The sequence below is a fragment of the Prolinoborus fasciculus genome, assembly GCF_056724605.1.
In genome coordinates, this window is record NZ_JBWZQN010000041.1 from 1 (window position 1) to 22,494 (window position 22,494).

At 41.5% G+C, this 22,494-nt stretch carries 36 protein-coding genes and 1 tRNA gene; 17 read left to right on the forward strand and 20 right to left on the reverse strand.

Features of this window, described 5'->3' with window-relative positions:
* Window positions 1-314, forward strand: a 314-nt coding sequence (locus AC1P5O_RS10500) for an IS66 family transposase (protein WP_000518978.1), incomplete at its 5' end; no start/stop codon positions are given.
* On the opposite strand, the gene AC1P5O_RS10505 is transcribed toward AC1P5O_RS10500, so the two are convergent.
* The 19 genes from AC1P5O_RS10505 to AC1P5O_RS10595 all read right to left on the reverse strand — a co-directional run bounded on the left by AC1P5O_RS10505 (window position 311) and on the right by AC1P5O_RS10595 (window position 11,842).
* Window positions 311-751 (reverse strand): hypothetical protein, encoded by a 441-nt coding sequence (locus tag AC1P5O_RS10505; RefSeq protein ID WP_499005991.1) that lies wholly within the window; start codon window positions 749-751, stop codon window positions 311-313. The two genes, AC1P5O_RS10500 and AC1P5O_RS10505, sit on opposite strands and share 4 nt — an antisense overlap.
* 40 nt (window positions 752-791) lie before the next feature.
* On the reverse strand, window positions 792-1,601 hold the full coding sequence (locus AC1P5O_RS10510; RefSeq protein ID WP_499005992.1) for a phage head morphogenesis protein: 810 nt from the start codon (window positions 1,599-1,601) through the stop codon (window positions 792-794).
* A complete protein-coding gene (locus tag AC1P5O_RS10515) occupies window positions 1,576-2,934 on the reverse strand; it encodes a DUF1073 domain-containing protein (protein WP_499005993.1) in 1,359 nt (452 codons plus the stop codon). The genes AC1P5O_RS10510 and AC1P5O_RS10515 overlap by 26 nt, the downstream gene beginning before the upstream one ends.
* A gap of 8 nt (window positions 2,935-2,942) precedes the next feature.
* Window positions 2,943-4,469, reverse strand: coding sequence for a phage terminase large subunit (gene terL, locus AC1P5O_RS10520; RefSeq protein ID WP_499005994.1), 1,527 nt, complete (start codon window positions 4,467-4,469; stop codon window positions 2,943-2,945).
* Window positions 4,447-4,920 (reverse strand): DUF2280 domain-containing protein, encoded by a 474-nt coding sequence (locus AC1P5O_RS10525; RefSeq protein WP_005266700.1) that lies wholly within the window; start codon window positions 4,918-4,920, stop codon window positions 4,447-4,449. The genes terL and AC1P5O_RS10525 overlap by 23 nt, the downstream gene beginning before the upstream one ends.
* 45 nt (window positions 4,921-4,965) lie before the next feature.
* Window positions 4,966-5,610 (reverse strand): putative metallopeptidase, encoded by a 645-nt coding sequence (locus AC1P5O_RS10530; RefSeq protein ID WP_499005995.1) that lies wholly within the window; start codon window positions 5,608-5,610, stop codon window positions 4,966-4,968.
* Window positions 5,607-6,101, reverse strand: a complete 495-nt coding sequence (locus tag AC1P5O_RS10535) for a NinB/YbcN family protein (RefSeq protein WP_499005996.1) — start codon at window positions 6,099-6,101, stop codon at window positions 5,607-5,609. Before AC1P5O_RS10535 ends, AC1P5O_RS10530 begins: the two co-directional genes overlap by 4 nt.
* A 33-nt stretch (window positions 6,102-6,134) precedes the next feature.
* On the reverse strand, window positions 6,135-6,467 hold the full coding sequence (locus tag AC1P5O_RS10540; protein WP_034670960.1) for a hypothetical protein: 333 nt from the start codon (window positions 6,465-6,467) through the stop codon (window positions 6,135-6,137).
* Window positions 6,467-6,745 (reverse strand): DUF968 domain-containing protein, encoded by a 279-nt coding sequence (locus tag AC1P5O_RS10545; protein ID WP_499006013.1) that lies wholly within the window; start codon window positions 6,743-6,745, stop codon window positions 6,467-6,469. Before AC1P5O_RS10545 ends, AC1P5O_RS10540 begins: the two co-directional genes overlap by 1 nt.
* Window positions 6,684-6,908, reverse strand: a complete 225-nt coding sequence (locus AC1P5O_RS10550; RefSeq protein WP_168386832.1) for a hypothetical protein — start codon at window positions 6,906-6,908, stop codon at window positions 6,684-6,686. The genes AC1P5O_RS10545 and AC1P5O_RS10550 overlap by 62 nt, the downstream gene beginning before the upstream one ends.
* A 518-nt stretch (window positions 6,909-7,426) precedes the next feature.
* A tRNA-Arg gene (locus AC1P5O_RS10555) sits at window positions 7,427-7,503 on the reverse strand.
* A 155-nt stretch (window positions 7,504-7,658) separates the two neighbouring features.
* Window positions 7,659-8,099, reverse strand: coding sequence for a hypothetical protein (locus tag AC1P5O_RS10560; RefSeq protein ID WP_499005997.1), 441 nt, complete (start codon window positions 8,097-8,099; stop codon window positions 7,659-7,661).
* Complete coding sequence (locus tag AC1P5O_RS10565; protein ID WP_499005998.1) at window positions 8,096-8,506, reverse strand: DUF559 domain-containing protein; 411 nt, start codon at window positions 8,504-8,506, stop codon at window positions 8,096-8,098. Before AC1P5O_RS10565 ends, AC1P5O_RS10560 begins: the two co-directional genes overlap by 4 nt.
* Window positions 8,507-8,576: 70 nt before the next feature.
* Complete coding sequence (locus tag AC1P5O_RS10570) at window positions 8,577-8,894, reverse strand: hypothetical protein (RefSeq protein WP_004730172.1); 318 nt, start codon at window positions 8,892-8,894, stop codon at window positions 8,577-8,579.
* Window positions 8,891-9,328, reverse strand: a complete 438-nt coding sequence (locus tag AC1P5O_RS10575; RefSeq protein ID WP_499005999.1) for a class I SAM-dependent methyltransferase — start codon at window positions 9,326-9,328, stop codon at window positions 8,891-8,893. The genes AC1P5O_RS10570 and AC1P5O_RS10575 overlap by 4 nt, the downstream gene beginning before the upstream one ends.
* A gap of 35 nt (window positions 9,329-9,363) precedes the next feature.
* Window positions 9,364-10,107, reverse strand: coding sequence for an ATP-binding protein (locus AC1P5O_RS10580; RefSeq protein WP_499006000.1), 744 nt, complete (start codon window positions 10,105-10,107; stop codon window positions 9,364-9,366).
* Window positions 10,104-11,003 carry a replication protein gene (locus AC1P5O_RS10585; protein ID WP_499006001.1) on the reverse strand — a complete coding sequence of 300 codons (900 nt, stop codon included), beginning with the start codon at window positions 11,001-11,003 and terminating at the stop codon, window positions 10,104-10,106. The genes AC1P5O_RS10580 and AC1P5O_RS10585 overlap by 4 nt, the downstream gene beginning before the upstream one ends.
* A gap of 43 nt (window positions 11,004-11,046) precedes the next feature.
* Window positions 11,047-11,535 carry a phage regulatory CII family protein gene (locus tag AC1P5O_RS10590; RefSeq protein ID WP_005104438.1) on the reverse strand — a complete coding sequence of 163 codons (489 nt, stop codon included), beginning with the start codon at window positions 11,533-11,535 and terminating at the stop codon, window positions 11,047-11,049.
* Between the two features lie 58 nt (window positions 11,536-11,593).
* Window positions 11,594-11,842: a helix-turn-helix domain-containing protein gene (locus tag AC1P5O_RS10595; protein ID WP_005104440.1), complete on the reverse strand. Its 249-nt coding sequence runs from the start codon at window positions 11,840-11,842 to the stop codon at window positions 11,594-11,596.
* A gap of 116 nt (window positions 11,843-11,958) precedes the next feature.
* On the opposite strand from AC1P5O_RS10595, the gene AC1P5O_RS10600 reads away from it, so the two are divergent.
* The 16 genes from AC1P5O_RS10600 (at window position 11,959) to AC1P5O_RS10675 (ending at window position 21,203) form a co-directional block, all read left to right on the forward strand.
* On the forward strand, window positions 11,959-12,657 hold the full coding sequence (locus tag AC1P5O_RS10600; protein ID WP_005104441.1) for a LexA family protein: 699 nt from the start codon (window positions 11,959-11,961) through the stop codon (window positions 12,655-12,657).
* Window positions 12,658-12,731: 74 nt separating this feature from the next.
* A complete protein-coding gene (locus tag AC1P5O_RS10605) occupies window positions 12,732-13,034 on the forward strand; it encodes a hypothetical protein (protein WP_499006002.1) in 303 nt (100 codons plus the stop codon).
* Window positions 13,035-13,106: 72 nt separating this feature from the next.
* Window positions 13,107-13,613, forward strand: coding sequence for a hypothetical protein (locus tag AC1P5O_RS10610; RefSeq protein ID WP_005266739.1), 507 nt, complete (start codon window positions 13,107-13,109; stop codon window positions 13,611-13,613).
* A 180-nt stretch (window positions 13,614-13,793) separates the two neighbouring features.
* Window positions 13,794-14,087 (forward strand): hypothetical protein, encoded by a 294-nt coding sequence (locus AC1P5O_RS10615; protein ID WP_499006003.1) that lies wholly within the window; start codon window positions 13,794-13,796, stop codon window positions 14,085-14,087.
* A gap of 256 nt (window positions 14,088-14,343) precedes the next feature.
* Entirely contained in the window at window positions 14,344-14,649 is a 306-nt protein-coding gene (locus AC1P5O_RS10620) for a hypothetical protein (protein ID WP_004646414.1), read from the forward strand.
* A 462-nt stretch (window positions 14,650-15,111) separates the two neighbouring features.
* On the forward strand, window positions 15,112-15,546 hold the full coding sequence (locus AC1P5O_RS10625) for a hypothetical protein (protein WP_499006004.1): 435 nt from the start codon (window positions 15,112-15,114) through the stop codon (window positions 15,544-15,546).
* Window positions 15,543-16,079 (forward strand): hypothetical protein, encoded by a 537-nt coding sequence (locus AC1P5O_RS10630; RefSeq protein WP_499006006.1) that lies wholly within the window; start codon window positions 15,543-15,545, stop codon window positions 16,077-16,079. The genes AC1P5O_RS10625 and AC1P5O_RS10630 overlap by 4 nt, the downstream gene beginning before the upstream one ends.
* 1 nt (window position 16,080) lies before the next feature.
* A complete protein-coding gene (locus tag AC1P5O_RS10635) occupies window positions 16,081-17,202 on the forward strand; it encodes an ATP-binding protein (RefSeq protein ID WP_499006007.1) in 1,122 nt (373 codons plus the stop codon).
* On the forward strand, window positions 17,199-17,885 hold the full coding sequence (locus tag AC1P5O_RS10640; protein WP_253143963.1) for a putative quorum-sensing-regulated virulence factor: 687 nt from the start codon (window positions 17,199-17,201) through the stop codon (window positions 17,883-17,885). The genes AC1P5O_RS10635 and AC1P5O_RS10640 overlap by 4 nt, the downstream gene beginning before the upstream one ends.
* Entirely contained in the window at window positions 17,882-18,124 is a 243-nt protein-coding gene (locus AC1P5O_RS10645; RefSeq protein ID WP_005171476.1) for a hypothetical protein, read from the forward strand. The genes AC1P5O_RS10640 and AC1P5O_RS10645 overlap by 4 nt, the downstream gene beginning before the upstream one ends.
* Window positions 18,124-18,510, forward strand: coding sequence for a hypothetical protein (locus AC1P5O_RS10650; protein ID WP_499006008.1), 387 nt, complete (start codon window positions 18,124-18,126; stop codon window positions 18,508-18,510). The genes AC1P5O_RS10645 and AC1P5O_RS10650 overlap by 1 nt, the downstream gene beginning before the upstream one ends.
* Window positions 18,510-18,674 (forward strand): hypothetical protein, encoded by a 165-nt coding sequence (locus AC1P5O_RS10655; protein WP_499006009.1) that lies wholly within the window; start codon window positions 18,510-18,512, stop codon window positions 18,672-18,674. Before AC1P5O_RS10650 ends, AC1P5O_RS10655 begins: the two co-directional genes overlap by 1 nt.
* Window positions 18,667-18,831 carry a hypothetical protein gene (locus AC1P5O_RS10660; protein WP_499006010.1) on the forward strand — a complete coding sequence of 55 codons (165 nt, stop codon included), beginning with the start codon at window positions 18,667-18,669 and terminating at the stop codon, window positions 18,829-18,831. Before AC1P5O_RS10655 ends, AC1P5O_RS10660 begins: the two co-directional genes overlap by 8 nt.
* A complete protein-coding gene (locus AC1P5O_RS10665) occupies window positions 18,831-19,115 on the forward strand; it encodes a pyocin activator PrtN family protein (protein WP_085064824.1) in 285 nt (94 codons plus the stop codon). The genes AC1P5O_RS10660 and AC1P5O_RS10665 overlap by 1 nt, the downstream gene beginning before the upstream one ends.
* 259 nt (window positions 19,116-19,374) lie before the next feature.
* Window positions 19,375-20,583, forward strand: a complete 1,209-nt coding sequence (locus AC1P5O_RS10670) for a DUF1615 family protein (protein WP_121979936.1) — start codon at window positions 19,375-19,377, stop codon at window positions 20,581-20,583.
* The gene (locus tag AC1P5O_RS10675) at window positions 20,550-21,203 is read left to right on the forward strand and encodes an HAD-IB family hydrolase (protein WP_004729896.1); all 654 of its coding nucleotides are present in this window, start codon (window positions 20,550-20,552) and stop codon (window positions 21,201-21,203) included. The genes AC1P5O_RS10670 and AC1P5O_RS10675 overlap by 34 nt, the downstream gene beginning before the upstream one ends.
* Window positions 21,204-21,396: 193 nt before the next feature.
* On the opposite strand, the gene AC1P5O_RS10680 is transcribed toward AC1P5O_RS10675, so the two are convergent.
* Window positions 21,397-22,491, reverse strand: coding sequence for a fatty acid desaturase family protein (locus AC1P5O_RS10680; RefSeq protein WP_004646650.1), 1,095 nt, complete (start codon window positions 22,489-22,491; stop codon window positions 21,397-21,399).
* Between the last annotated feature and the right edge of the window lie 3 nt (window positions 22,492-22,494).

Here is a 22,494-nt window from a genome sequence, read left to right on the forward strand (position 1 = left end):
AGGCTATCAATTACACTCTGAAGCGTTGGCCAGCCTTAAGCCGCTATCTGGATGATGGCAATCTACCGATATGCAACAATTGGGTAGAGAATCAGATGCGTCCCTGGGCGTTGGGACGCAAGAACTGGCTGTTTGCAGGTTCGCTGCGCAGTGGTCAGCGAGCGGCAAACATCATGACTTTAATCCAGTCAGCAAAGCTGAATGGCTTGGATCCGTATGCCTATTTAAGTGATGTGCTGAAAAGGTTACCGACACACAAAGTGACCCAAATTGAAGAATTGCTGCCGCACTGCTGGAAACCTAAATCGAATTAAAAAATAGGTATGGGATTCAGCGGACGCTTACCAATGTACTCTATCGACATTGAGTAATAAAAAACATCTAGGTCTACCTCATTAAAGTAATTAATACCATCTTGGTTATATGGAAAAGTCTTGAGATCTACTGGCTTTAAAACCATAAATATAAATCGCCATGAAGTTGATAAGCACACGATCAACACACATAAAATAAAAACTTGAGCTAAAGATAAAAAGGTTGGCTGAAAATCACTAACAACCCCCTTAAATGACACCAGTAAAATCCCGGACAACACTGATAGTGATGTTAAGTATTTAGCTGCCTTATCTTCTACTTTGTAAAATTCATTTCTCAGTGCTTCGTACTCAGCTTTATAAAAATCAAATAAAACTTTGTATTGATCTGCTTTTTCCTTTATCTCAGCCTTATCCCTCGCTTTAGTTTCAGCCAAATTAGCCTCTAATTCTTTTGATAGTCTTAATAATTATAAACTAACCAATCAAAATATCTTCATAATTCGGCAACGCCGTGCATCGACATCGAACTGGTTGACCTGGATGCCCTCCGCTTGGTGGATCATCCCAACGGAATGTTTGACCATTTTTAATCCGATGATCTGTTCGTACACGCTCATCTTTTGCTGATTGCCATACATAAGTTTCAACACCCATGGATTCCTGACGTTTCTTGTTGATCGCGCCGTTGATCTTACCCATCTGATCAGAAGCAATTAAGCGTGCTCGATAGTCCGTGCTATGCCCAAGCTTTTTAATTTCCTGCGCCAATTCCTCATTGGTCTGCCCTGTTTGCAAAGCATTCATCACCAAGGCTTCAAGCTTATCGGTGTATTGGCTTGGAATAGACTTAATCAAAGAGACATTTGCAGCAATCTGATTATCGATTTCATCCTGAATATCGGCACCACGGAAAAACGGCGTAAGGTCCACACCAAGGATGGTCTTAGTATGGCTTGCAATCTGCTTATCCACTTCCTTGCTAGTATCTATCACCACCTTAGTGGCTAAAGATACCGACACTTCCATGGTGTACTTCACCATCTTTTCACGTAACGCCGTGAATAGATCCGTCACCCAGCTATCACCAATGTTCTGCCCCACGGCAGGTAAAACAAAATCCTTGGTTTGTTCCTGGCAATACTTGGATATTTCCAAAAGCTGACGTGTATAGAACAGCTCAACACGGCGATTGACTTTGACTGCCTTAGGCTTTGCCTTGCGTCCTTTCTTGCGTTTTTTGATCTGCTGAAGCTGTGGTTTAAGGATCTGTATCATCGTCGTCATTTGGCTTCACCATCGTTTCCAATTCTTTGATGTGATTTTCATCAATGACTGAGTAAACGCCGTCGATAACTAACTGACGTGCAATCTGAGGCTCAGTAATGATGGCCATGTTTAAGTATTTCTCGTCGCGTTCTGCATTCGCTTTTTCCACTTCCGCACGGACTTTCGCATCCAATTGCCAAAGTGGATTGAACACCACATTCAGTTCAGGAATCTGGCGTCCAAACGTAGACTGGCAGATCACGGTAAGAAACTTCATTAAGATCGGCTTGAGGTCCCATTCCTGCTTAGTGGCAATTGAGTCGTAATAATTACGAGTGTCATGCTCACCAGTAGCATTCATTCCTGCAGGTGATTGGCCAAACAGAATCGTATAGGGAATATCTGCCGCACCCGCCGTCTGGACTGAGAATTCACGCATCATGTCAGGCAAGCCAGCGAAGTTATATGTCTTGGAACTGTATTCTTCCTCAGCATCAAGGACCAGCATGCCATTCAAGCTTTTCATCAAGCCCACAGACATAAAGCGCTCCATGACTCCTTTCATATCCTCTTTGATCTTGTCGACCAGGTTAGGCGTTTGAATCACATCAATCTTCGATTCATGAATCAGGCTGGCAGATCCGCGCTTCACACTGGCATGGTCAAGCAGATCCTCATAGACTTCCTGCAGGATACTTTGGGGCTCTTCATTAACTACATCAGCATGGGCAATACGAATCAGGCGTGAATGGTGAATGCGCTTCTTAGCCTCATTCCCCATTTTCATATCGTAAAATTCAGGTTGCTTCAATAGTCCACAGCATGCCGACGGCGGTAAATAACTGTTTTTATCCGCCGTGATGTATTTCTTTTTCACGACAGTAAAGAATTCCAAACGTCCTTGGCCAAGTTTAGAAATATCTAAAGGTTGATCTAAGTTACCCCCATCAGCCGTGCCAAGCAGAATGTACACAACGCCATAGAGCCGTGAAAGGATCAGGCCCGATAAAAGCACATGCTCTAAGTGAAACGCCTTACACGCTTCCTCAAGCCGTTTTAAATCACCACCTTGTATGCCTTCATAGAACCATCCAGCACGAAGCATGTCCGATGCAGGACGATTGACGATACGGCGTGCGAGCCAGTTTTGGTACACCGCTTCAAGCTGATCATCATCAATGTCTTTCCGTACAAATTTACCGTGTGCCGCTTTATCACGTTCTGTACCAATATTCGATACCAGGTTCGTATATGCACCAGCATCACCAATGGCGTTGATTGCCTGTTTTACTGCATCTGCTACAAGCGTCTTAATTTTACCGCCTGTATCAGACTTTTTATCTTTAGCCATAAATACCTCTAATCAAATACAGTCGGCTTTTTCGCAAGTGAATCGTTAATCGCATCAATCGTTGGATCCCATTGGTCATCATGTTCATGGGTGAAATCAGCTTTTAAGCCCTCAATTTCTTCAATGTAGTTCAGTAACCATGGTGCGCTCACTGGCAGGACCACACGGCGATCTTCAACATAGAACACCACGTCCATCGTTCGAGTCAGTTTGTCTGTATCACGCTGAATCGCTTTGATTGGCAATGTCGTTTCACGAGAGATGTTCTGGATCAGCATCGTTCCAGACGCTTTGTCCTCGATAGCCATGTAACGAAGTTTGCCGATCTTGGTATTGCCTTCCTTGTGCTTATTGATGAAAGCCTTGGCTTCCTTAATCAGCTCAGGTGCTTCCCATTTGCCACGGCGCACATCAATGATGTAAAGCCGGTTGTCATACCCAAGGCCTGCACATAAGAAAACTGAGTAGTCGTTATGTTCTTTAATCTTCTGTGCTGTATCTGCCCAGATCGCACGCCATTTCAAAACTGGTAACTCAAGGTATCGATCAAACCATTCAGCCTTGACTAGATCTCCACCGAGCTTTTTCGGTGCCTGCTGATACTGACTGCTGAATGTATACCGAGATACCGTAGCGCCGTCTTTGTCTTGGCCACCTTTCTCCAGCTGCAGTAACGAAAGTAAAGATTCTTTTAATGGCCAGTAGCTTTGACGGCCTTTTTCATCACGTTCGACATCACGTGGTACCTTACGGCGTATATGCTCAGGCAATGTATTAATGTACTCATCATCAATCAGTGCCGGTATCGAGATCTGATGCCAATTGCCCGGGACGTTCCCAGTCATCACAAAGTTAGTCGGATCCTCAACATGTAAACGCTGCATGATCAGAATAATCGGAGTTGATGATCTCGCCTTACGTGAATTGACCGTGTTCAGGATTTTACGGTTCGCCTTGTTACGTGCCGTCTTACTGAATGCATCTTCAGGCTTGAGCGGATCGTCCAGAATAATCGCACCGGTAAATCCAGCATCTGCCAAAGTACCTGCACGGCGGCCCGTAACCTGACCACCCATCGAAGCGGAATAAACATGACCCGCTTCATAGCCGTCTACAGTCGTTTTCCAACTTGCCTTAGCATCGGTACTGGTCGAGATCTTAACGGGCCATAAGCCCTGAAAATCTGCCGATTTGACGATGTTTCGCGCCGTAGATGACACATCCTCCACAAGTGACTGTGAGAATGACAAATACAAGAATCGTGAACGCTGGTTTCGGGCGATACCACGTGCAATCAGATTAGTCAGTAATTCAGTCTTACCTGAACCAGGTGGAACGTTAATAACTAAATTTTCGATTCGTCCGGCAATGACTTCATCAATGGCCCAAGCTATGTATTCATGGTGCCAATTGACCGAGAACTTGAAGCCCATACGAGGCAGAAAAAAACGGCGCGTAAAGAATAAATGTTCTTTCTCGCACCGTTCCTGCTCGATCTGCATTTCCAGCAAACTAGTATTTACTTTCGAGTTCATCCATCACCTGCCTTACCAATTCTTTTGAGGCAGTTACATAGGTTGTATTTTCATTCTGCAATGGACCGCCGTCTGGGCCAGTTATTTCCTGCTTGGTTGTACGTGCGTCCGTTTCCTGATAAGCCAATTTCAACAGATTCTGTTTGGATACTTTATTCTTTCCAGCATCCTCATACATTTTCTGAATTTCTTTCAGTCGAAATGCCTGGTTTGCGATCGGAATATCAAAAATATTCTTTCGGAAATCCTCACGTGTCTTATCAAACAGATCCTTTAATTTCTTACTGAGATTGCGGCCTGCATACTTGGTCGGGTCGTAATTTTCACACTGCCGACGATCAATTTCGATGTTAAATCTTTGCATGACAGCATCTGCTACTTGTTGAGGTGTTTCAAAGCAAGCAAGAGACTGAACTATAAAGATTTTTACAGGCTCTTTTAGTGCCGCCATAATTACCCCTTTGTCATGCTACGTCATGCAAGATAAGCAAAAAAATTAAGCCAACTTCAATAAACACGTACCACATGCATGAGCAATATTAGCCCGAGATATAGTTGGACCATCATTTGCAAGCTCTACCATTTTTTGGACATCTGGTGATGCACCGTAACGCTGGACCACACCGTGGAATTCTTCAACGTCGTGGCCCTTCATCTTCAATTTAGGTTTGCCGGTTGATGGGCTGATATACATCTCACCATCCATGATTTCAAAACCAATGTGATAAAGCTCGTGTTCGATCAATGCACAAAAGTCAGCATCGCTACATGACTCAGCATATCCAGCATCTAAAGTGATTATGTATTTAGGGATATAGCCAAACCACTGAACCATCTGAAGCTCTTGGCGCTTACGCTTCCAACCACCTGCCATAATTGCAACTTGCTCAGCCTGACCCAAGACAACATGCCCACCCTTTTCAAATGGTCGACTGGCCCACATAAAGCCAATCAAGTCCCGACTGTAGTAAGACAGGTGAATATGATCTGGGTTGCAGAGCTCGCTCTCTTCATCAATGAATGTACTCCAGACCCAATCCTTTAAATCTTCATCGGGCCGGAAGTCATAAGGCATATCGTTGTGCATGCTCCAATCGAAATCAAACACGCCTATATCTTTTGGTGGCATTGGTCGCTTCATTGGCTCATCTCCATCACATATTTAAGATCATCTGGACAAGTCAGCCTCACACCATCTTTCAAGCACCACATTTCAATATCAGTTAAGAATTCAGCCATCTGCTTTGTCGTGGCTTCCGTGATGCTCATTCGATTTGATACAAATTGCCGTAATGGCTCATAGCCCGGATTGCGCGATTCTCTTAAATCCCGAATGACCTTGAATGTTTCTGGATATTCGCCAACATTGTCACGATTAAAAATGATCGACAGGTATTTGTATTTAAAGAATGCTGCTGATTCCTCTTTATCTAAACCGCGCTGCTTTCCATACTCAGTCATCCAAAGCCAGTACAGTCTGCGTTGAGCGTCCGAAAGCTTATCTTCTTTCTGATCAATCACCACCCTTAATGGCTTACCCTCATTAATCGCTTGAGTGTAATTGGTATGCATAAAGCCAATGGCTTTGGTGATGTCGGCATGACTCTGGATAGGAAACACGGCTTTTTGCATTTCCTACTCCTGAAACTTCGTACGATAATATTTTCAATTACTTAGCTTAGGCATAACACTGATATCTAAAGCAGCACCACTACCAACTATAATTAACCAAGCCAATCGACCATGAGGCTTGATCTCTGCATCCTGCTTGTATATCCCTGTACCAAACTCTTGACCAGTTAGTAAGTTGCAGCGATCAGCTATTAATTTTATTAATTCTTCCGGTTCAATTGCTTGGTCTGTCCACGGAATAGCGACTAAATCAAAATCAAGATTCATAGTGCCATGGACTGTTAGTGCATAGCCGTTATTTCTGGCGATGTCACATAGCCCGCAATACATTGATGCAAATACTGGTGAAAACGTAGCTTGCTTCATCAAAACACCTCTCTATCTTCCATCACCAACATCCGATTCACTCTCACCAACCACTGGTCAAACATCGCTTCACTCTCAGCCCGATTACCTAACTGGAATGTATCGAACTGGAAATGACAGGAATGACATAGAGGTACTGTGAACTCATCACTGGTTTTAATCGATCTACCCTTACCATGCTTTGCTGAATTTGAATGAGCTGCCTGGCTATTGGGATTACCGCATCGGATGCATGGCAGCTTTCTGATTGCTGCGAGTCTTTTGGGGTTGCGCTTCATAGAGATTGATTCTGATGTTTCTTGCACGCTCTCGATGTCGTTTAAGCTTTTCATCAACATTCACCATCTCTTTAGCAGTCATCATGCTGCGTGACAGGCTGAGTAAAATATCAATCTGGTCGCAATGCTCTTTTAATTCCCTTTGTGCAGATACTATGTCCATACAACCAGCCTTCCGGTATTTCCGGATAACTCAAATAAGAAAAGAAAAACCCCTCAACATCTAGAATGCGAGGGGGCTTTGTTTGCCGTAATCCGTCCGGCGAATGTCACCGAAGTGGCGAGGGTCTTAAACTTCTTTCAAACAATCCCGACACACCTTGATTTCTTCATCATCAACTGTGTAATCGATCTCAGTCACACCATGAAGGCCGAATAAGCACATCAAAAGTCTAAGCATGATTTACTCCTGGACAATCAAGCAATCATGTCGCAAGAAATGTCGGTTAATTTTTCTTATAAATCATAAATTTAAAATATTTTACTTCAAAATAATGTCAGTGATTTTGTCGAACTAAGCAAGATTTCTTCCGGGTTAAGCAAGCAACGATCAAGCAAATTCTTAGTCCGATATTTGTAGTTTTAAAGGTATCGAATTCGAGGGAATTAAAAACCAAACTGTCAATATTATTTTGAGCATTTAAAATAGTATTTTGCTAGCTTGAAATAGTATTTTGATTTTGGCACGCCATGTAGGACTCGAACCCACAACCATTGGTATAGAAAACCCATGCTCTTTCCAGTTGAGCTAATGGCGCAAGGTGGCGGCATTAATTTAAAAACCACTAGAAATTAATAGGAACCACCATAATGCAAAAAGCCCATCTTTCGATGAGCTTTAATCGCTAGTGTACCCGACTACTCAAGCGCACTATACCTGAAATATGCCATATCTTGGCATGCCAGTCAAATACTATTCGATTCTCAATCGTTTATCGTGCCCAGCTAGATAAAACTTACCTGCATAGATCATATTTCGCAGAACATTTCGACCTAATTTAAATTCTTCTTCCATCTTGCGGTCAGACAATCCACGAACATTACGCTCTACAAATAACTGAACGGCTCGCTTACCAGACTCACAAACCGAACTCGACTTATTAAAATCCACAATCAACTTCCGCACCTGCTCAGCTTCAAAATCATTAATCTGGCAAATAACCTGATCCTTACGTGGTGCCACCCCTTTGTTATTTTCAAGAATCAGCCAGTAGATCTGATTTACCCCAAGTGAGTCCGGCTCATGTCCTGACTTCATGCGTGAAATCTGGATGTATGCCCCATACTGCTTAAGCCAATCCTCAATACTAAAACGATCCCAATTCATCACTTCCGCTTTAACCATCGCATTCATCCCAAATCCCCTACCATCTTCTCTATCTGCTGTATCGCTAAACCTGATTTCACTTGATCTGTACTAAACCTTAATACTTGAAAACCCATCATTGTTGCGGCGTTATATTTTTCCATGTCCCCAATATACCCCTTGCCTCTGGTATGCCTTCCTCCACTCCAGATCGCACCTTCAACTTCTACCAGTATCTTTTTTCCTACCAGGTGGAAATCAGCTCTCCATTTCCGCTTTGGGTGAAACTCAAATTCCTGCTCAAACTCAATTTTTAAAGTCTTTAATTCTCTGGCCAGCTTTGCTTCAAACTCATTCGGTATCTTTTCACTTTTAACCTTAGGGCGCTTGGAACGCCCTTTCGCTCTGGTGGCTTTCACCATTTTCTTGTATTCAGCGATTGAGTAGCTGGTCATTCACCCCAAACCCTCAATACAACGGCGCCAATAGCCATGAAAATAAACATCAGCGCTTTGTTTAGATCCTTCATACGGCAATTTCACCCTTTACATTCATAATGTCTTTGGCATATGCAGTTGCACGGTAATGACTCTCTGATACACGCTCCAAATAACCACCTTTGACATGCTCCTGAAGCAGGCTGTAAATAGTGGTTCTATGAAAATCAAAAACAGCTTCTTGCACATCCTTCACTGAAAATGGCGTAGTGGCATAACAAGCAAAAAGCATCAAACTTATCTGATCTTCAAAGCTAACTTTCCTATGGATTTTTGACTGATCATCAGAATCAATTTGCTTAATCTCGCCACCATTTTTCAAAAATTCTTCAATTGTTGTATTCATGCTGTACCCCACTTCATGAAGGTAATCCAATGAGTATTCGCACGCTTGCCACTGATATGGCCAAAGACAGGTTTATGATTAGTCAGCTCTAAAATTTCACTGACTTTAATTTGAGTTTCATTCCACTTAAAAATTAAAACTCCGCCGGTGGCCAACACGCGAAAGCATTCTTCAAAACCCTTTCGAATATCTTCACGCCAGTCCTCGTTCAGTTTTCCATACTTAAGAGCCAACCAACTTTGTTTGCCAGCACGAACCAGGTGCGGTGGATCAAATACAACTAAATTAAACTGTTCATCATCAAACGGCATATCTCGGAAATCTATTTCAATATCTGGTGAAATTTCTAAAGCACGACCATCACAAAGCGTATGGCTTTCGGTTCTAATATCACCATAAACAACGTTCGGATTCTGACGATCAAAGTGCATCATTCGGGATCCACAGCACACATCTAAAATTGGTTGATTCACACCCCACCCCCTACACGCTGATCTGCCCAATTACATTCAACTACAGTCAGTCCACCCTGCTGGAACCGAGACCAAAGACGATCGCCTAAATCCTTTTGCAGCTCAGCTAATGTCAGATTAGAAATCAGCATAGTCGGCTTCATTCGGTCATAGCGTGCATATAAAACTTTGTGCACCAGCTCACGGCGTTTATCACGGTCATGCAATCCATACTCATCCAGGATCAGTAAGTCGTACTGGCTGAAATCATAAATCACAGACTTCTCTGTAGCGTCCGGCTGCTCCCATGCATTCATGATTCGCTGTGCCATATCCTCACTGGTGATGTACCGTGCATACTTGCCCTTGTTGAGCAATGTCCGAGCCGTAGCGCAACTCAGATGGGTTTTACCGGTGCCTGTAGGCCCTACCATCACAAAGTTGTTTTTGTGGCCATGAATCATGTTCTTTGCGAATGAAACAACCTGATTCAATGCATTCTGATGGCCAGCATGTTTAACCAGGTAATTCTTAAAACCTGATGTTGCATGACGCTCTGGAAGCATTGCCCCAGCAAAGTGTTTTTCACGTACGGTACGATCAATTTCAGCCTGTGCTTGTGCGAGTTGTTCTTCATGGAACTCAACGGCGCATTGTGGGCACTTCTGAAAAGGGCCTGCTTGTACCATGGCGGTTTTGTGTTTCGAGCAGATCGCTTGTGTTTGTTTTAATCCCTGAGTCAACATCGACATTGCGTTCATACAAAGTCCTCCGGAATATGGACTGGTGAATCCACTGGTGCGTGATGTTGCGATGCTTGGTCTGCCCAAGCTGTATTCACATCCAGATTAGAATTTTGTTTTTCAGAAGGTTGATACGTTTTTTGAGTGTATTTACGTTTGATCCACTTCACGAAGTTTGAATACATTTGGGTGTCTGTGATCAAGCCTGCGTTCAAACGTGGTTCGTAGTGAGCATTCACTTCAAGTAAAATCTGATTCACCAGTTCTTGGGTCATCGGGGTTTCACCTGATCGCTGTAACCAAGAATTCAGAGAATGTAAATCTGGTGTCCAGAGATTCAATACCTGATCAACTGAATTTTCTTGCGCGTTTTTCTCTTTAAAGTTTTCTTTAAATGTTTCTTTAAGTGTTTCTTTAATAGGGTCCCGTTCAACGGTACTAGTCCCGTCACCTTTCGCGGTACTAGTCCCGTCACCTTTCGCGGTACTAGTCCCGTCACCTTTCGCGGTACTACCTTCATTTGGTACTAGTCCCTTTTTGCGGTACTGGTCAGGAGTAAATTGATATTCACTTAGACAGCCTGTTGTTCTCTCAACTTTGATCAAGCCGAGTTCTTCCAGATCGCGAATACACGACATAACCGTATCGCGTTTTTTAATACCGCAATATTTTTGAAATTGAGTGATGGCGATTGGGTGAGATACGCGGTCAAATCCAATGGTTTGACGCATGACAAACATTAAACACTTAAACGCCTTATCGTTTAATTGGGCCATGATCTGACCGTCAATTAAACCATTTGGCATCTTGGTGTAGCGCTCTTCTTTATTCGACATAGCTTTGCGCTCATTTTTTGGAAAATGAACTACTTGCCCTTGAGGTATTGGTGGTTCATGTGCTAAATTTGATTTCATTCATTACTCCAGTGTTCTGAATACAAAAGCCTGACCTTCCACGTCAGGCTTTTTCATTTTGTGCGTTTGATGTGTAGCGCTTCATTTGCTTAAAAGCTGCCTGATCTGCTGCTGTAGCAAACTCGATAATACGTTGAAAAATTGCGTGGATTTCTTCATATTCCTGCGGTGTGATTACGCCATCTTCATAGGCCTCATATACCTTCTGATTCGCCTGCCCATTACAGATATTCCCCTGCATCATTGCTTCAATTACTGATAGCTCGTGATGCTTACTGCCGTCACAGCCAGTAGGAATCAGAGCCAATCCCAACTGATGCGCCCATGCACGTAAAACAACCGGATTGCCAGTGAAAGAAAGCATCATTTCGAACTTCTTTAGGCTTGGTAGGTAGTCCATATTGGGATTTGCATAATTCAACACAGTCTTATGGGAGTCGCCCAGAACATCAGCGATCTGCTTCGGATCAATACCTGGTGTTTGGTGAACCATCTTGTACATCGCACTCTGTGCTTCTTTACTGAATTCCATGTGTGAATCCCTTTATATATTCACATTTATTTCAAATGCTTATTTGGTGATAATTAGTTTAAGCAGAGAGTGCTTGGTTGCGGATGTAATCAAAATCTGCGTCCGGACAAAGCAGATCACAGCTAACTGCGCCATAGCTCTCTTTATCAATTTTGATAGCTAAAGAAGCACTGCATTTACTGTTGCCATACATGATCTGGTTTAAATAGCCCAGTGATGTTTGGCAGCGTTTTGCAAATACTTCTCGATCAGTTGACGAAAGATTGGCTAGGAATGCTTTTAGTTCGGTTGTGTTTGCAGAAGACATGTCTAAATCTCCCAATAGTAATATTTAGTAAATACTAATTTTATTTACTAAGCAAGTCAACAGAGATTTAGTGTTTACGAATTTACTTTTTACTAAAAACTAGATGAAATAGAACTATGGACATTATTTCTTTACGACGCGCTAATTTACGCCGAGCAATTGATGCTAAAAATAAATCAGAAGGGTTTACTTCAGATGCTGCTTTTTGCGAGCACTACGATCTGAACCCTAGCCATATATCTCAACTTGTAAAAGGACATGGGAGTTTTGGCGAGCGCGCAGCTCGAAACCTTGAGAAAAAGGTAGGCTGGGAGCCTGGACTATTAGATAAAGAGCAGATCAAGAATATTTTTGGTGAAGAAACCTTAGCGAATGTTCCGCGTGTTAGAGCGCGTATGGCTCCCGTATTATCTTGGGTTCAAGCTGGTACATTCACTAATGTCGCTGCAGTTGATATGAGTGAAGTTTCTCAATGGCTTCCCCTTCCAGAAGATGAATGTTCAAACTGCTTCTTTCTCAGGGTTCAAGGCATAAGCAATTTCCCTGATTTTATTGAAGGTGACTACATTGTTGTGAACCCTGATGCTTACTATGGGGATATGCAATCGGGTGACATTATTGTGGTTCGTCGTGGTGAGGATGCTACTTTTAAAAAGTTAGTGATCGAAACAAATGGCAAGAGATATCTTCAAGCATTAAACCCAGATTTCAAGCCAAACATAATTGAATTTGATGAAGAATGTCAATTTATTGGACAGGTGGTTGACTGTGTAAGATATGTTTATCACGCCAAACCAAGAGTAAGAAAAAATTAAGAATAAAAGCAGCTACATGCGGCTTGTAACAAAGAAGCACCCAATAAAGAAAAACTCTTGAAGAGGAAAGCACAATGATCGCAACACTTAATAAATCCAAAACTGCGCTAACAATTAATCGTCAAGAATTTAAATTGGCATTAAGTAAAATTGGTGAAGGGATTGATAAACAAATAGCCTCGCTTAAAAAAGCCAAACAAAGCTATGACGCTGCTGAAATAGCACGCGAGGTCATTAGTGAAGCAAATATCTTTGAGGCGATTATAGAAGGCTTTAACGAAGCAGAAGAGACCAATCTAAAGCTGGCGGACATAACAAATCTTGAAGTGGCACAAGGGTGGATAGATGAATTTTTGGAAAAGTATTCAGATGTATAAATAGCCCAATTAATTTTTCTGGCTAGACTAAATAACTGCAAATCCGACGCAATTTTTTTGATTGAGAGTGTTATGGTTTTAGATCGTGAAATACAATTAGCTATGATGCGCAAGATGCAAATCGTTTATCCATCCTATTATGACTTTGATACCGACTACCCTGATGGTCATCAAGATAGAGATAAAGCTTTAAAAAACTTATATTATTTGCGAGCACATGAATTAGTTGAAGCTAAAAGCATAATTATCACTGAATACATGGATGGGGATTTGGTTTTAGACTTTGGTGCTAGCACGCTCACCCATCATGGCGTGGACTTTCTGGCAAATGATGGCGGACTTTCTGCAATCCTAAGTGTTATAACGATTAAGTTTGAAACCCAAACACTTAAAGCAATCCTAACAACCAAAATTAATCAGTCTGATTTAACCCCTGAGAATAAGAAATCAATGATTGATGCACTCGAAGAGCTTCCTGCCGAGTCCATAAAACACCTGACCACGAAATTACTGGATGAGTGTGTTGATAATCTGCCGGCAGCAATTCTTCTAATTGGAACGTGGTTGGGCTCTTTCTAACAAACTTGAGCAACATATTTCCACCATCAAGAAGAAATATATCTGTATCTACGTCCATCTCAGTGTAAATACCAGGATGCTTACCGTTTAAATGAAAACATAAGCTTTTTAATTGATTCATAAAAATTACCTTTGCTGTGAACCTGGCACAGCTTACTGATCGGGTGGGGATTTCTCTAAATGTATGGCCTACCCAAAGAACCTAATTTTAAATCACCTAAAATACCAAGGCTTAATTTAACCATTGAAGAAATTAAGTCGAAGTCTGACGAAGAATTATTAAGATACTTGAGTGGGCAAGATAGCCCCGGCTTAATACCAGCACCTTTACTTCAGGCAATCAGCTACGAGCTAACTTCAAGGCAAATAAAAGAGGCTAGCAAGCCGCATTGGACTGTTAAGCCCACATTTTATGCTGTTATATTCTTCGGTTTAATAACAATTGTTATAGGAATTTTGTCACTACTGAAATAGCAGTAATTAAATTAAAAATTACTGTAATGATTGCCATGATTAGTGAGCCTACTAAGTACGGCTCATTTGGATTGTATTTTTTCATCCTCACACCTCAACAATATATTTTAAAAAGCATGTAAATATTAATCATTATGCTCATAGAACAGAAAGCATAAAACCAATACAACACTCGTCTTTCTAACTTTAAATATTCAGTCATAACAATTACCTTGCCGCATACCCGAGCGGCTCTTGGATCGGGTGGAGAAATTAAATGGACAATATTCTTCAATTTCCAAAAGTTGAATCCAATAGCAAGGATGAAATTAGAAGTTCATTGATAAACAACCTTGTTGAAAATGGTGCATCAAAAGAACGTGCTGATTTAATAGCTGAAAGAATGTCTCCATTCTTAGATATATTGTGTAGCTTTGAATTCCATCCTGATTTTCCAGAAAATCCAAAAACTGAAGATTACAATTTACTTTTTAAACAAATTTCTGAAAAAATCTCGATATTTAGGGAAGAACTCCTTCTCGAGAGAATTAGTAGTGAGTGCTGGAATACCCAATGTGATTGATTTGGGTTCTGGTGTTAATTCACCATCCTTCAGATCAATCTGGTCCTGACTTATATTTAAAGCACTTAGGCAATGATGTTGATTTGATTGACCATCTGATCCGTGAAAGTGCAATTTAATCTTTGTTACATTTTCCTCAGTGAGATGTTCCGGATCAGTAATAAGAATGCCTATAAGGAATCCTTTTGGTCTCTGACCCACTTTCACCGAGATTAGTTCGCCCTTACTGGTTACTCCGATCATCTCAACAAACTCCAAACAACCCACCCTGTGATGGGTTTTCTTTTGTCTATTAAAACATGAAATTCAGCAAATACTAAATTAATGCTAATTTTATTTAGCAAATACTATTGACTTAATATTTAGTAAATACTAAATTATATCTCACAAGCAAAGAAAAGCCCCAACGTAGCTGGAACTACTTGAGGCGTGACCCACACTCTATCTGTGAGTAAAGTAATTATGAACACAAAATTAACTCCACACAATAGCTTCAAGGTAACTCTGTTTACTGCTGCCTTAACTGTAAGCGCTTTGGCGTTTGCTCATCTTGCTGACTTTGGTACTGACAAGGTAGCACCAGTTCAAAATATTCAATCTGAATATGGAATCGTCTCTTTAAAGATGCTCGACGATGTACACGGTGAAGCTGTCGTAAATCTGGATGGGTTTCGTTTGGAAATCACCTCATTTGAAATTGAAGCACACCCGGATGATTACGGTGTACCAGGTTCCGAATTCACCAATGTAGAAGTAATAGAGCTAGGTGAAATCAAGGTGTTCAATGCTAATGGCAATCCATATAACGACTTCACTGATCATCAAGATCACCGCGAAATCAATTCAATGATCGCCGGCTACATCATGAAGCACCGTCTGGTGGAGGTTCAGTCATGATTTTAAATTCTGCTGATCAAATCTTTGAGGCGCTTTTGAATGGTCAATCGGTCTACTGGTGTGAGTGTGGCTCTGATGACTGGTCTCCTTTAAATGATCGAACTCAAATTAATTTTGTAGACCTTTACACCGGCTTCCTGCAATTCAAAGCAGATGAGCTGCCTGTAGTTCCAATGCCGATTGAGTTCAACTCAACTCATCGTTATTTCTCTGAATACATCAAGACCTTTGAAGGACTTGAAATCTATCGAGTGGGTAAAACTCGTGCGAGTTATTTTGCCCTACGTGTCAAAAGCTCAGGAACCATTGCTGACTATTTCTGCAACACAACTATCTATTCCATTCAGCCGGATGGCTCATTGAGGAAGATGGATAAATCCCTTACTCCAAAATGGATTTTAGATGGACTGGAAAATGCGCGTGTTGCTATGCGCAAAAACAAGCGTCATCAAGTTTTAGAAAGTACCGGCTTCTTTGCATCGGAAGACTATAAGAGCTTTAAGCGTAATAACCGTCCTGCAGGAGTACGTTGAGATGGCGATTAATATTATTCCAGCGAATCAAGCGCTGCTAGTTCAGGCAATTATTGTTTATCTGTATGCCGATCCGGGCTTGGGTAAAACCTCTATCGGCTTTACTGGTGATAAAGCTATTTCATTCGACTTTGACAAAGGTTCTCACCGTACTGGTGAACTTCGTCGCGGTGCTGTAGTTCAGGCTCACCAGTGGTCTGATGTTGCAAACCTCACAATGGCTGATCTTGAACCATATAACACCATTGTGATCGATACCGTCGGTGCAATGCTTGAAAGCATCAAAACACATTTAATGCTCAATGCGACCAACAAGCAAAAAGATGGATCGTTAAAGCTTAAAGCCCAGGGCTTGGCCAACAACATCTTTAAGCAGTACGTGAATACGCTGATCGCTTCAGGGAAGGATGTGGTGTTTATTGCCCATGCCTCTGAAGATCAAAGCGGTGACCAGGTAATTTATCGCCCTGATCTGGGTGGTAAAAACCGTAATGAGCTATATCGCATTGCTGACATCATGGGCTATTTGACCACAGTCACTACTGGTGAAGGGAAAAATGCCCGGGTAATTAGCTTTAAGCCTTGCCCTACCCATCACGCTAAAAATGCAGGTGGTTTAGGTGGTGATACTGGTGAAGTGTGGGTGCCAGATCTAAAGACTAGCCCTACATTTCTGGCCGATCTTATCAAACAGGCTAAGGACCATATCAATACCCTGACACCAGATCAATTGGCCGCAATCAAGGCTCAAGAAGATCTAGAAAACTGGGTACAAAGCTGTGGTGAGGCCCAGTATGCGAGTGATCTAAATCAGCTCACTCAGTCTCTTGAAGACACTCATCTGTATTACAAGAATATGCGTGCTGAATTAGTTCGCCGTGCTCTAGAAATGAAGTGCACGTTTGATAAACAACGTAATGCCTGGGTAGATCCACCAGAGTTCAATGGCATTTCTGATGAGCAGCTGGCCGATCTGCAGGATTTCATCGATACCTGTGGCCTTGATGCGAAAACAGTGTGTGAACACTTAGGGCTTGATGCTCTCAACCAGATAGAAGCTTCCAAATTTGAAGCCGTAAAAAATGAAATAGAACAATTGGCTAAAGGGGAAATAACAGCATGAACGCAATAATTCTTGATACCGAAACCAACACTATTAATGGGTATCCAATTGAAATCGCTTATGCACCTTGCTCTTTTGAGCAGGGAGTATTGCAGTTCAACCAGGCTGACCTGTTTGATGAATACTTCTCATGCCCTGAGCCTATTTCATTTGGTGCGATGGGAGTTCATCACATCCTGGAATCCGATATTGCTGCCAAACCAAGCTTTGACACATTTAGTCTTCCTAAGTCTGTGGAATGTATCGTTGGTCACAATGTCAAATACGACATTGAGGCGATTAGTAAGTGTGGCGTTAGTTCTGAGAATTTAAAAACTATATGCACCCTGGCTTTGGCTCGATTTGCATGGCCAGAACTGGAAACTCACACCCTTAGCGCCCTGTTCTATTTCGTGAGCACTGATAAAGAAAAAGCACGTGATTACCTACGTAAAGCGCATAACGCTAAATATGACATCTGGTTCACGTACATCATTCTTAAAAACATTTGCCTAAAGCTGGGCATTAAGGACATGACTTCTCTGTACCAGATGTCTGAGGTGGCATTAATCCCAACCAAAATGCCATTTGGCAAACATAAAGGTACTGAGATTCAGGATCTTCCTAAGGACTACATTAAGTGGTTTTTAGGGCAAGGTGATATCGATCTGCATTTGCGTAAAGCATTGGAGGCTGCAGCATGATCTTCAGAATTAAAAAGAAGCATGAAGTTGGCTTTAAGCTTTGGCTAGAAAAATTGGGTTATGCCAAAAATGAACTTGCGGATGGCAGCTCGACATTTAGCGGCAAAGGCACACGCAAGACACTGAGTTACGTGCTCTTAAAGAAAGATTTAACAGGTAATGCGGCATGTCAGGTGCTATTTCATGAATATGAAGAGCACCTGGATAACCCTGATTATTTAGATGTGAAGGTGGCGTGATGGAAAAGAATAAATTGTGGTGCGTAGGAATCTGCCCTGAAGATGATAGTCCGCATGAGCAGTCACCTGCCGTATCAAAAGAAATTGCTGAACGTGCTTTGGCTCGTTACAGAGCAATGACTAAGGCTGAAGGCAATCAGTTCATGATCGAATTATTTGATGAATACTTTCAGGTTCAAGAGTGGAAAGGCACAGCCGAAGACCACCAAGAACAAATGTTTTACACAGAAGATTGGTTTAAAGAGCCGATGTACCAGTGCTTTGACCTACCAACAGCATGCAAAGTTTTTAAATATGGTGATATTGTTGAATGCTACAAAAAAGGCTCATCACCACTTACCACATCAAATTTTGAAGAAGCCAAGCGCTTCTATGAGGTGGCGTGATGGATAGTACTGATCAAATAGTTGAGCCAACCCCATTTGATGATGTGCAGTGGCTCTGGTGCACTGACTGGTGCAAGAAAAAAGGTTTAAGCCCATACGATGCGAAGAACTGGGCAGACGCAAAATTTGAATATTTGAAGGCTCAAGGAGAAAACAATGACTGATATTCAAAAACCATGTGAGCCTTGTGAAGATAGCAGTATCGATAAGCAAGTAAACCTGATGGATCAATTCATTGAAAGCGGTGAATTTGACAAAACTCTAAATGATTTTTTTGGGTTACCTGAATCGGTAAAACAAAGTTTGAAGGAGATTTCATAATGGGAGCAGCTATGAAAATTGATGATCCAGTTGATATCAGTTTTATGTTACTCATGAAGTACCGTAAACCTGTAATCAAACTTGAAGAGCTCTTGCCGGATTACTTGCCTCATCTTACAATTGAACAAGCAAATAAACGTGCAAATAAATGTACTCTTCCATTTCCTGCATTTAAATCGGATGGAAGAAACTCCCCTTTTTATGTTCATCTAAGTGATGTGGCATCTTGGCTTGAAGCAATACAAAAAGAGTCTAAGAAAGACTGGGTGGCAATGAACCATTGATTGCTAAATTATTGATTAATTGCCGCATGGTTGCACCTATTTTGCACCTTGCACCATGCGGTTATTTAATAAAATACTGATAAATAATAATTTTTATAATGTATTTATGATTAATCTATCCCACCTGCCATGGGAGCGACAATCAAATTGTTTGACAGTTGATATGGACCAATATACATATAAATTCATCACTTTTTTGATGGGCATAGTATACTGCATCTGCCTTATTCGCTCATCTTTTCAATTAATTTACGACACCATGAATAAAACTTTCGCTTCTTGTTTTTCTTTTAAGTCATTGTCTGTACTTGCACTTTCTCTGAGTCTTGCCGGCTGTGGCAATGGTTCATGGTGGTCAAAAGAGGATGAACCGACACTTGAAGTTGAACATATTCGTAAAGCTATTCCAAGCCGTGTCAACCAACGTGAGTCTTGGGCACAAGATATTTATGACATCACAGAGCAGCTTGGCATTCCTCAAACCAAGGAAAATGTTTGTACGATTGTGGCAGTGGTTGATCAGGAATCTAACTTTGTTGCAGATCCTACTGTTCCGGGTTTGGGTGAAAAGGCGGTTAAGGAAGTCCAAGGTCGCCTTGATGAAAAATTCAAAGATAAACTCGGTCAAGCGATTGGTGGCACAGTTGCAGGATATTTCCAGGAAGTTCTCAAGAATCACCCAAGTCCTGAAGACAACTACTTGAGCCAGATGCGCCGGGTCAAAACGGAACGTGAACTCGACGAATTATATCGTGAAATATTTGACTATATGTCGAAGCACTATTATGTTAGTGCCCTGACTGGTGCTGCCAAACTGGTCGGCCAGAATATTGGCGAGAAAATGAATCCAATTACCACCTTGGGTTCAATGCAGGTACATATCAGCTATGCGAAAGAACATAAACGCCAAGGCGGCAATATCGCAGAGTTACGTACCGATCTCTACAGTCAATATGGCGGTCTGTATTATGGGATTCATCGCCTGATGATGTATCCGGCGGATTATGACAAGCCAATTTATCGTTTTGCGGACTATAACTCGGGCATGTATTCCAGTCGAAATGCCGCTTTTCAGAGCATGTTAAATGATTTAACTGAAGCCGAACTTGATCTGGATGGCGACTTATTGCTCTATACTAAAGATGGCGCGATCCGTTCGCAGAAGAGTCAATCTGAGCGTGAGTTAATCAGTGTTTTTGCCAAAAATAATTTTATTATCACTGAACGTCAAATCCGAGCTGATTTAAAGAAAGAAAAAGATAAAGACTTTGAAGATACGATGACTTATCGTGGTGTCAGCAAGCTTTATCAGGAAAAAACGGGTAAAGATCCTATCTATGCCATTATGCCTGAAGTGGTCATATCCGGACCAAAATTAAGTCGTGATTATAATACTAACTGGTTTGCTACCCGCGTCGATGGTCGATATCAAACATGCATGCGCAAAATCAAAAATCTAAAACTCTAGCCTTATTTGATTTTGATGGAACCCTGTATCTACATGATAGCTTTACCGGGTTCATTTTCCATGCCTTAAGAAAACGGCATATTGTAAAACGCGGCATGCAAATTTTGCCATGGATACAGGCCTATTATTTAAATTTCTATCCGGCACACCGCATGCGACCCAAATTGTATGCCAGCATGTTTAAAAACAGTGATGCAGAGGAAATTCTGCAATTAGCTCAGGATTATGCACAACAACTAATATTCAAGTTGAATCCGAAATTATTAGAACAACTTAAACAGCATCAACAATTAGGACATGAAGTCGTGCTGGTATCAGCCTCATTGGATTTGTATCTTAAACCGGTGTGCAGTTATTTAAATATCGATTTAATCTGTAGCGAAGTTGAAATCAAAGCTGGGAAATTGACAGGGTTTTATCAAACTCCTGACTGTAGTAACACACAAAAGAAAATTAGAATTCTAGAAAAATATAATCTGGATAATTATGCTGAAATTTATGCTTATGGGAATAGCAAGGAAGATATAGAAATGCTCAGTCTGGCGCAGCAAAGCTATTTTGAGGGTCAAGATCAACAGCTTCCAAAAATTAATATTTCAGCTCATTCGATGCCATATTAGTCCTTTCCATTCTATCGGGTTAACCTACTAAACACCTTTAGACAACGCTATAAATGGCAGATTAACTTTTTTACTTTATGCCTTGAAATCATCTTAAATAGCTTCGTAATCAGGATTTTTACTTCCTGAAGTATTCGCCTCCTAGCTAAAAAAACCACTTCATTTGAAGTAGTTTTTTTAGCTTTAAGAAAAATTATTTCTTAAACGGAAATGCATATTTCACAATACGTTTGATCACACTACCGTACTGTTTTACCAAGCTGGCATTGTTATAGTTCAAACCATATTTTTCACAAACAGCCTGAACTTTCGGTGCCATTTGACGATAGCGACGTGCAGGTACATCAGGATACAAATGATGTTCAATCTGATGACTTAAATGACCCGTCAAGATATGAAACGCTTCAGAACCAGTCAGATTGGATGAACCACGAATCTGGCGCATATACCAGTGACCACGACTTTCATTTTGCAGTACCGATTTCGGGAATACTTCCACATCTTTGGTAAAGTGACCACAGAAAATGATACTGAATGTCCAGATATTACGCAGACCATTGGCCACCATATTGCCGGTCAAAACCGGTAAAGCCGCAGGACCTGCGATGAGTGGAAAGAATACATAATCCTTAAACAACTGTTTACCAATTTTGCTCTGCATTGGACGCCATTCTTCTTTGGTCTGCTCTTTGCTTTTGCGACCTTTGAAGTATTTACCCAATTCAAGATTCTGAATCGCAACACCCCACTGGAACAATAAACAGAATGGCACTGCATAAATTGGTTGTAGTAAATAACCCGGTTTCCAGCGCTGTTCCGGGAAGAGGCGTAATAAACCATAACCGATATCATCATCCATACCCTTGATATTGGTATAGGTATGATGCTTAAAGTTATGTGTTTGACGCCAGTTGTCTGAAGTCCCTACGATATCCCATTCATAGGTCTGACCATTCAATTTAGGATCATTCATCCAGTCATATTGACCGTGCATGACGTTATGACCCAGTTCCATATTTTCCATGATTTTGGCAAAGCCCAACAGGCCTGTCCCCAACAACCACGCTGGCGGGAACCAGCCTGCAAACAGCAAAGCACGACCGGCAATCGATGAATAGCGAATGGTTGAATAGACACGACGGATATATTTGGCGTCTTTTTCACCCAGATCATCTAGCACTTCTTGTTTAATTGCATCAAGTTCACGTGCAAGTTCATCAAGTTCAAACTGGGTTAATTCACGGTTTTTAGGATTTTTAAAATACTGTAATTTTACTGGCATATTCATAGG

Excerpts from the sequence above, each read along its gene's own strand:
- AC1P5O_RS10645 (WP_005171476.1), top strand. The coding sequence starts at position 17,882 with ATGATCTTCAGAATTAAAAAGAAGCATGAAGTTGGCTTTAAGCTTTGG.
- AC1P5O_RS10590 (WP_005104438.1), bottom strand. The coding sequence starts at position 11,535 with ATGGAATTCAGTAAAGAAGCACAGAGTGCGATGTACAAGATGGTTCAC.
- AC1P5O_RS10595 (WP_005104440.1), bottom strand. The coding sequence starts at position 11,842 with ATGTCTTCTGCAAACACAACCGAACTAAAAGCATTCCTAGCCAATCTT.
- AC1P5O_RS10630 (WP_499006006.1), top strand. The coding sequence starts at position 15,543 with ATGATTTTAAATTCTGCTGATCAAATCTTTGAGGCGCTTTTGAATGGT.
- AC1P5O_RS10620 (WP_004646414.1), top strand. The coding sequence starts at position 14,344 with ATGGACAATATTCTTCAATTTCCAAAAGTTGAATCCAATAGCAAGGAT.
- AC1P5O_RS10565 (WP_499005998.1), bottom strand. The coding sequence starts at position 8,506 with ATGACCAGCTACTCAATCGCTGAATACAAGAAAATGGTGAAAGCCACC.
- AC1P5O_RS10675 (WP_004729896.1), top strand. The coding sequence starts at position 20,550 with ATGCATGCGCAAAATCAAAAATCTAAAACTCTAGCCTTATTTGATTTT.
- AC1P5O_RS10570 (WP_004730172.1), bottom strand. The coding sequence starts at position 8,894 with ATGAATACAACAATTGAAGAATTTTTGAAAAATGGTGGCGAGATTAAG.
- AC1P5O_RS10655 (WP_499006009.1), top strand. The coding sequence starts at position 18,510 with ATGGATAGTACTGATCAAATAGTTGAGCCAACCCCATTTGATGATGTG.
- AC1P5O_RS10670 (WP_121979936.1), top strand. The coding sequence starts at position 19,375 with ATGAATAAAACTTTCGCTTCTTGTTTTTCTTTTAAGTCATTGTCTGTA.
- AC1P5O_RS10680 (WP_004646650.1), bottom strand. The coding sequence starts at position 22,491 with ATGAATATGCCAGTAAAATTACAGTATTTTAAAAATCCTAAAAACCGT.
- AC1P5O_RS10605 (WP_499006002.1), top strand. The coding sequence starts at position 12,732 with ATGATCGCAACACTTAATAAATCCAAAACTGCGCTAACAATTAATCGT.
- terL (WP_499005994.1), bottom strand. The coding sequence starts at position 4,469 with ATGAACTCGAAAGTAAATACTAGTTTGCTGGAAATGCAGATCGAGCAG.
- AC1P5O_RS10575 (WP_499005999.1), bottom strand. The coding sequence starts at position 9,328 with ATGATGCACTTTGATCGTCAGAATCCGAACGTTGTTTATGGTGATATT.
- AC1P5O_RS10635 (WP_499006007.1), top strand. The coding sequence starts at position 16,081 with ATGGCGATTAATATTATTCCAGCGAATCAAGCGCTGCTAGTTCAGGCA.
- AC1P5O_RS10545 (WP_499006013.1), bottom strand. The coding sequence starts at position 6,745 with ATGAAGCGCAACCCCAAAAGACTCGCAGCAATCAGAAAGCTGCCATGC.
- AC1P5O_RS10585 (WP_499006001.1), bottom strand. The coding sequence starts at position 11,003 with ATGAAATCAAATTTAGCACATGAACCACCAATACCTCAAGGGCAAGTA.
- AC1P5O_RS10530 (WP_499005995.1), bottom strand. The coding sequence starts at position 5,610 with ATGAAGCGACCAATGCCACCAAAAGATATAGGCGTGTTTGATTTCGAT.
- AC1P5O_RS10580 (WP_499006000.1), bottom strand. The coding sequence starts at position 10,107 with ATGAACGCAATGTCGATGTTGACTCAGGGATTAAAACAAACACAAGCG.
- AC1P5O_RS10600 (WP_005104441.1), top strand. The coding sequence starts at position 11,959 with ATGGACATTATTTCTTTACGACGCGCTAATTTACGCCGAGCAATTGAT.
- AC1P5O_RS10550 (WP_168386832.1), bottom strand. The coding sequence starts at position 6,908 with ATGGACATAGTATCTGCACAAAGGGAATTAAAAGAGCATTGCGACCAG.
- AC1P5O_RS10540 (WP_034670960.1), bottom strand. The coding sequence starts at position 6,467 with ATGAAGCAAGCTACGTTTTCACCAGTATTTGCATCAATGTATTGCGGG.
- AC1P5O_RS10535 (WP_499005996.1), bottom strand. The coding sequence starts at position 6,101 with ATGCAAAAAGCCGTGTTTCCTATCCAGAGTCATGCCGACATCACCAAA.
- AC1P5O_RS10640 (WP_253143963.1), top strand. The coding sequence starts at position 17,199 with ATGAACGCAATAATTCTTGATACCGAAACCAACACTATTAATGGGTAT.
- AC1P5O_RS10515 (WP_499005993.1), bottom strand. The coding sequence starts at position 2,934 with ATGGCTAAAGATAAAAAGTCTGATACAGGCGGTAAAATTAAGACGCTT.
- AC1P5O_RS10525 (WP_005266700.1), bottom strand. The coding sequence starts at position 4,920 with ATGGCGGCACTAAAAGAGCCTGTAAAAATCTTTATAGTTCAGTCTCTT.
- AC1P5O_RS10625 (WP_499006004.1), top strand. The coding sequence starts at position 15,112 with ATGAACACAAAATTAACTCCACACAATAGCTTCAAGGTAACTCTGTTT.
- AC1P5O_RS10660 (WP_499006010.1), top strand. The coding sequence starts at position 18,667 with ATGACTGATATTCAAAAACCATGTGAGCCTTGTGAAGATAGCAGTATC.
- AC1P5O_RS10615 (WP_499006003.1), top strand. The coding sequence starts at position 13,794 with ATGTATGGCCTACCCAAAGAACCTAATTTTAAATCACCTAAAATACCA.
- AC1P5O_RS10650 (WP_499006008.1), top strand. The coding sequence starts at position 18,124 with ATGGAAAAGAATAAATTGTGGTGCGTAGGAATCTGCCCTGAAGATGAT.
- AC1P5O_RS10610 (WP_005266739.1), top strand. The coding sequence starts at position 13,107 with ATGGTTTTAGATCGTGAAATACAATTAGCTATGATGCGCAAGATGCAA.
- AC1P5O_RS10665 (WP_085064824.1), top strand. The coding sequence starts at position 18,831 with ATGGGAGCAGCTATGAAAATTGATGATCCAGTTGATATCAGTTTTATG.
- AC1P5O_RS10560 (WP_499005997.1), bottom strand. The coding sequence starts at position 8,099 with ATGAATGCGATGGTTAAAGCGGAAGTGATGAATTGGGATCGTTTTAGT.
- AC1P5O_RS10510 (WP_499005992.1), bottom strand. The coding sequence starts at position 1,601 with ATGACGACGATGATACAGATCCTTAAACCACAGCTTCAGCAGATCAAA.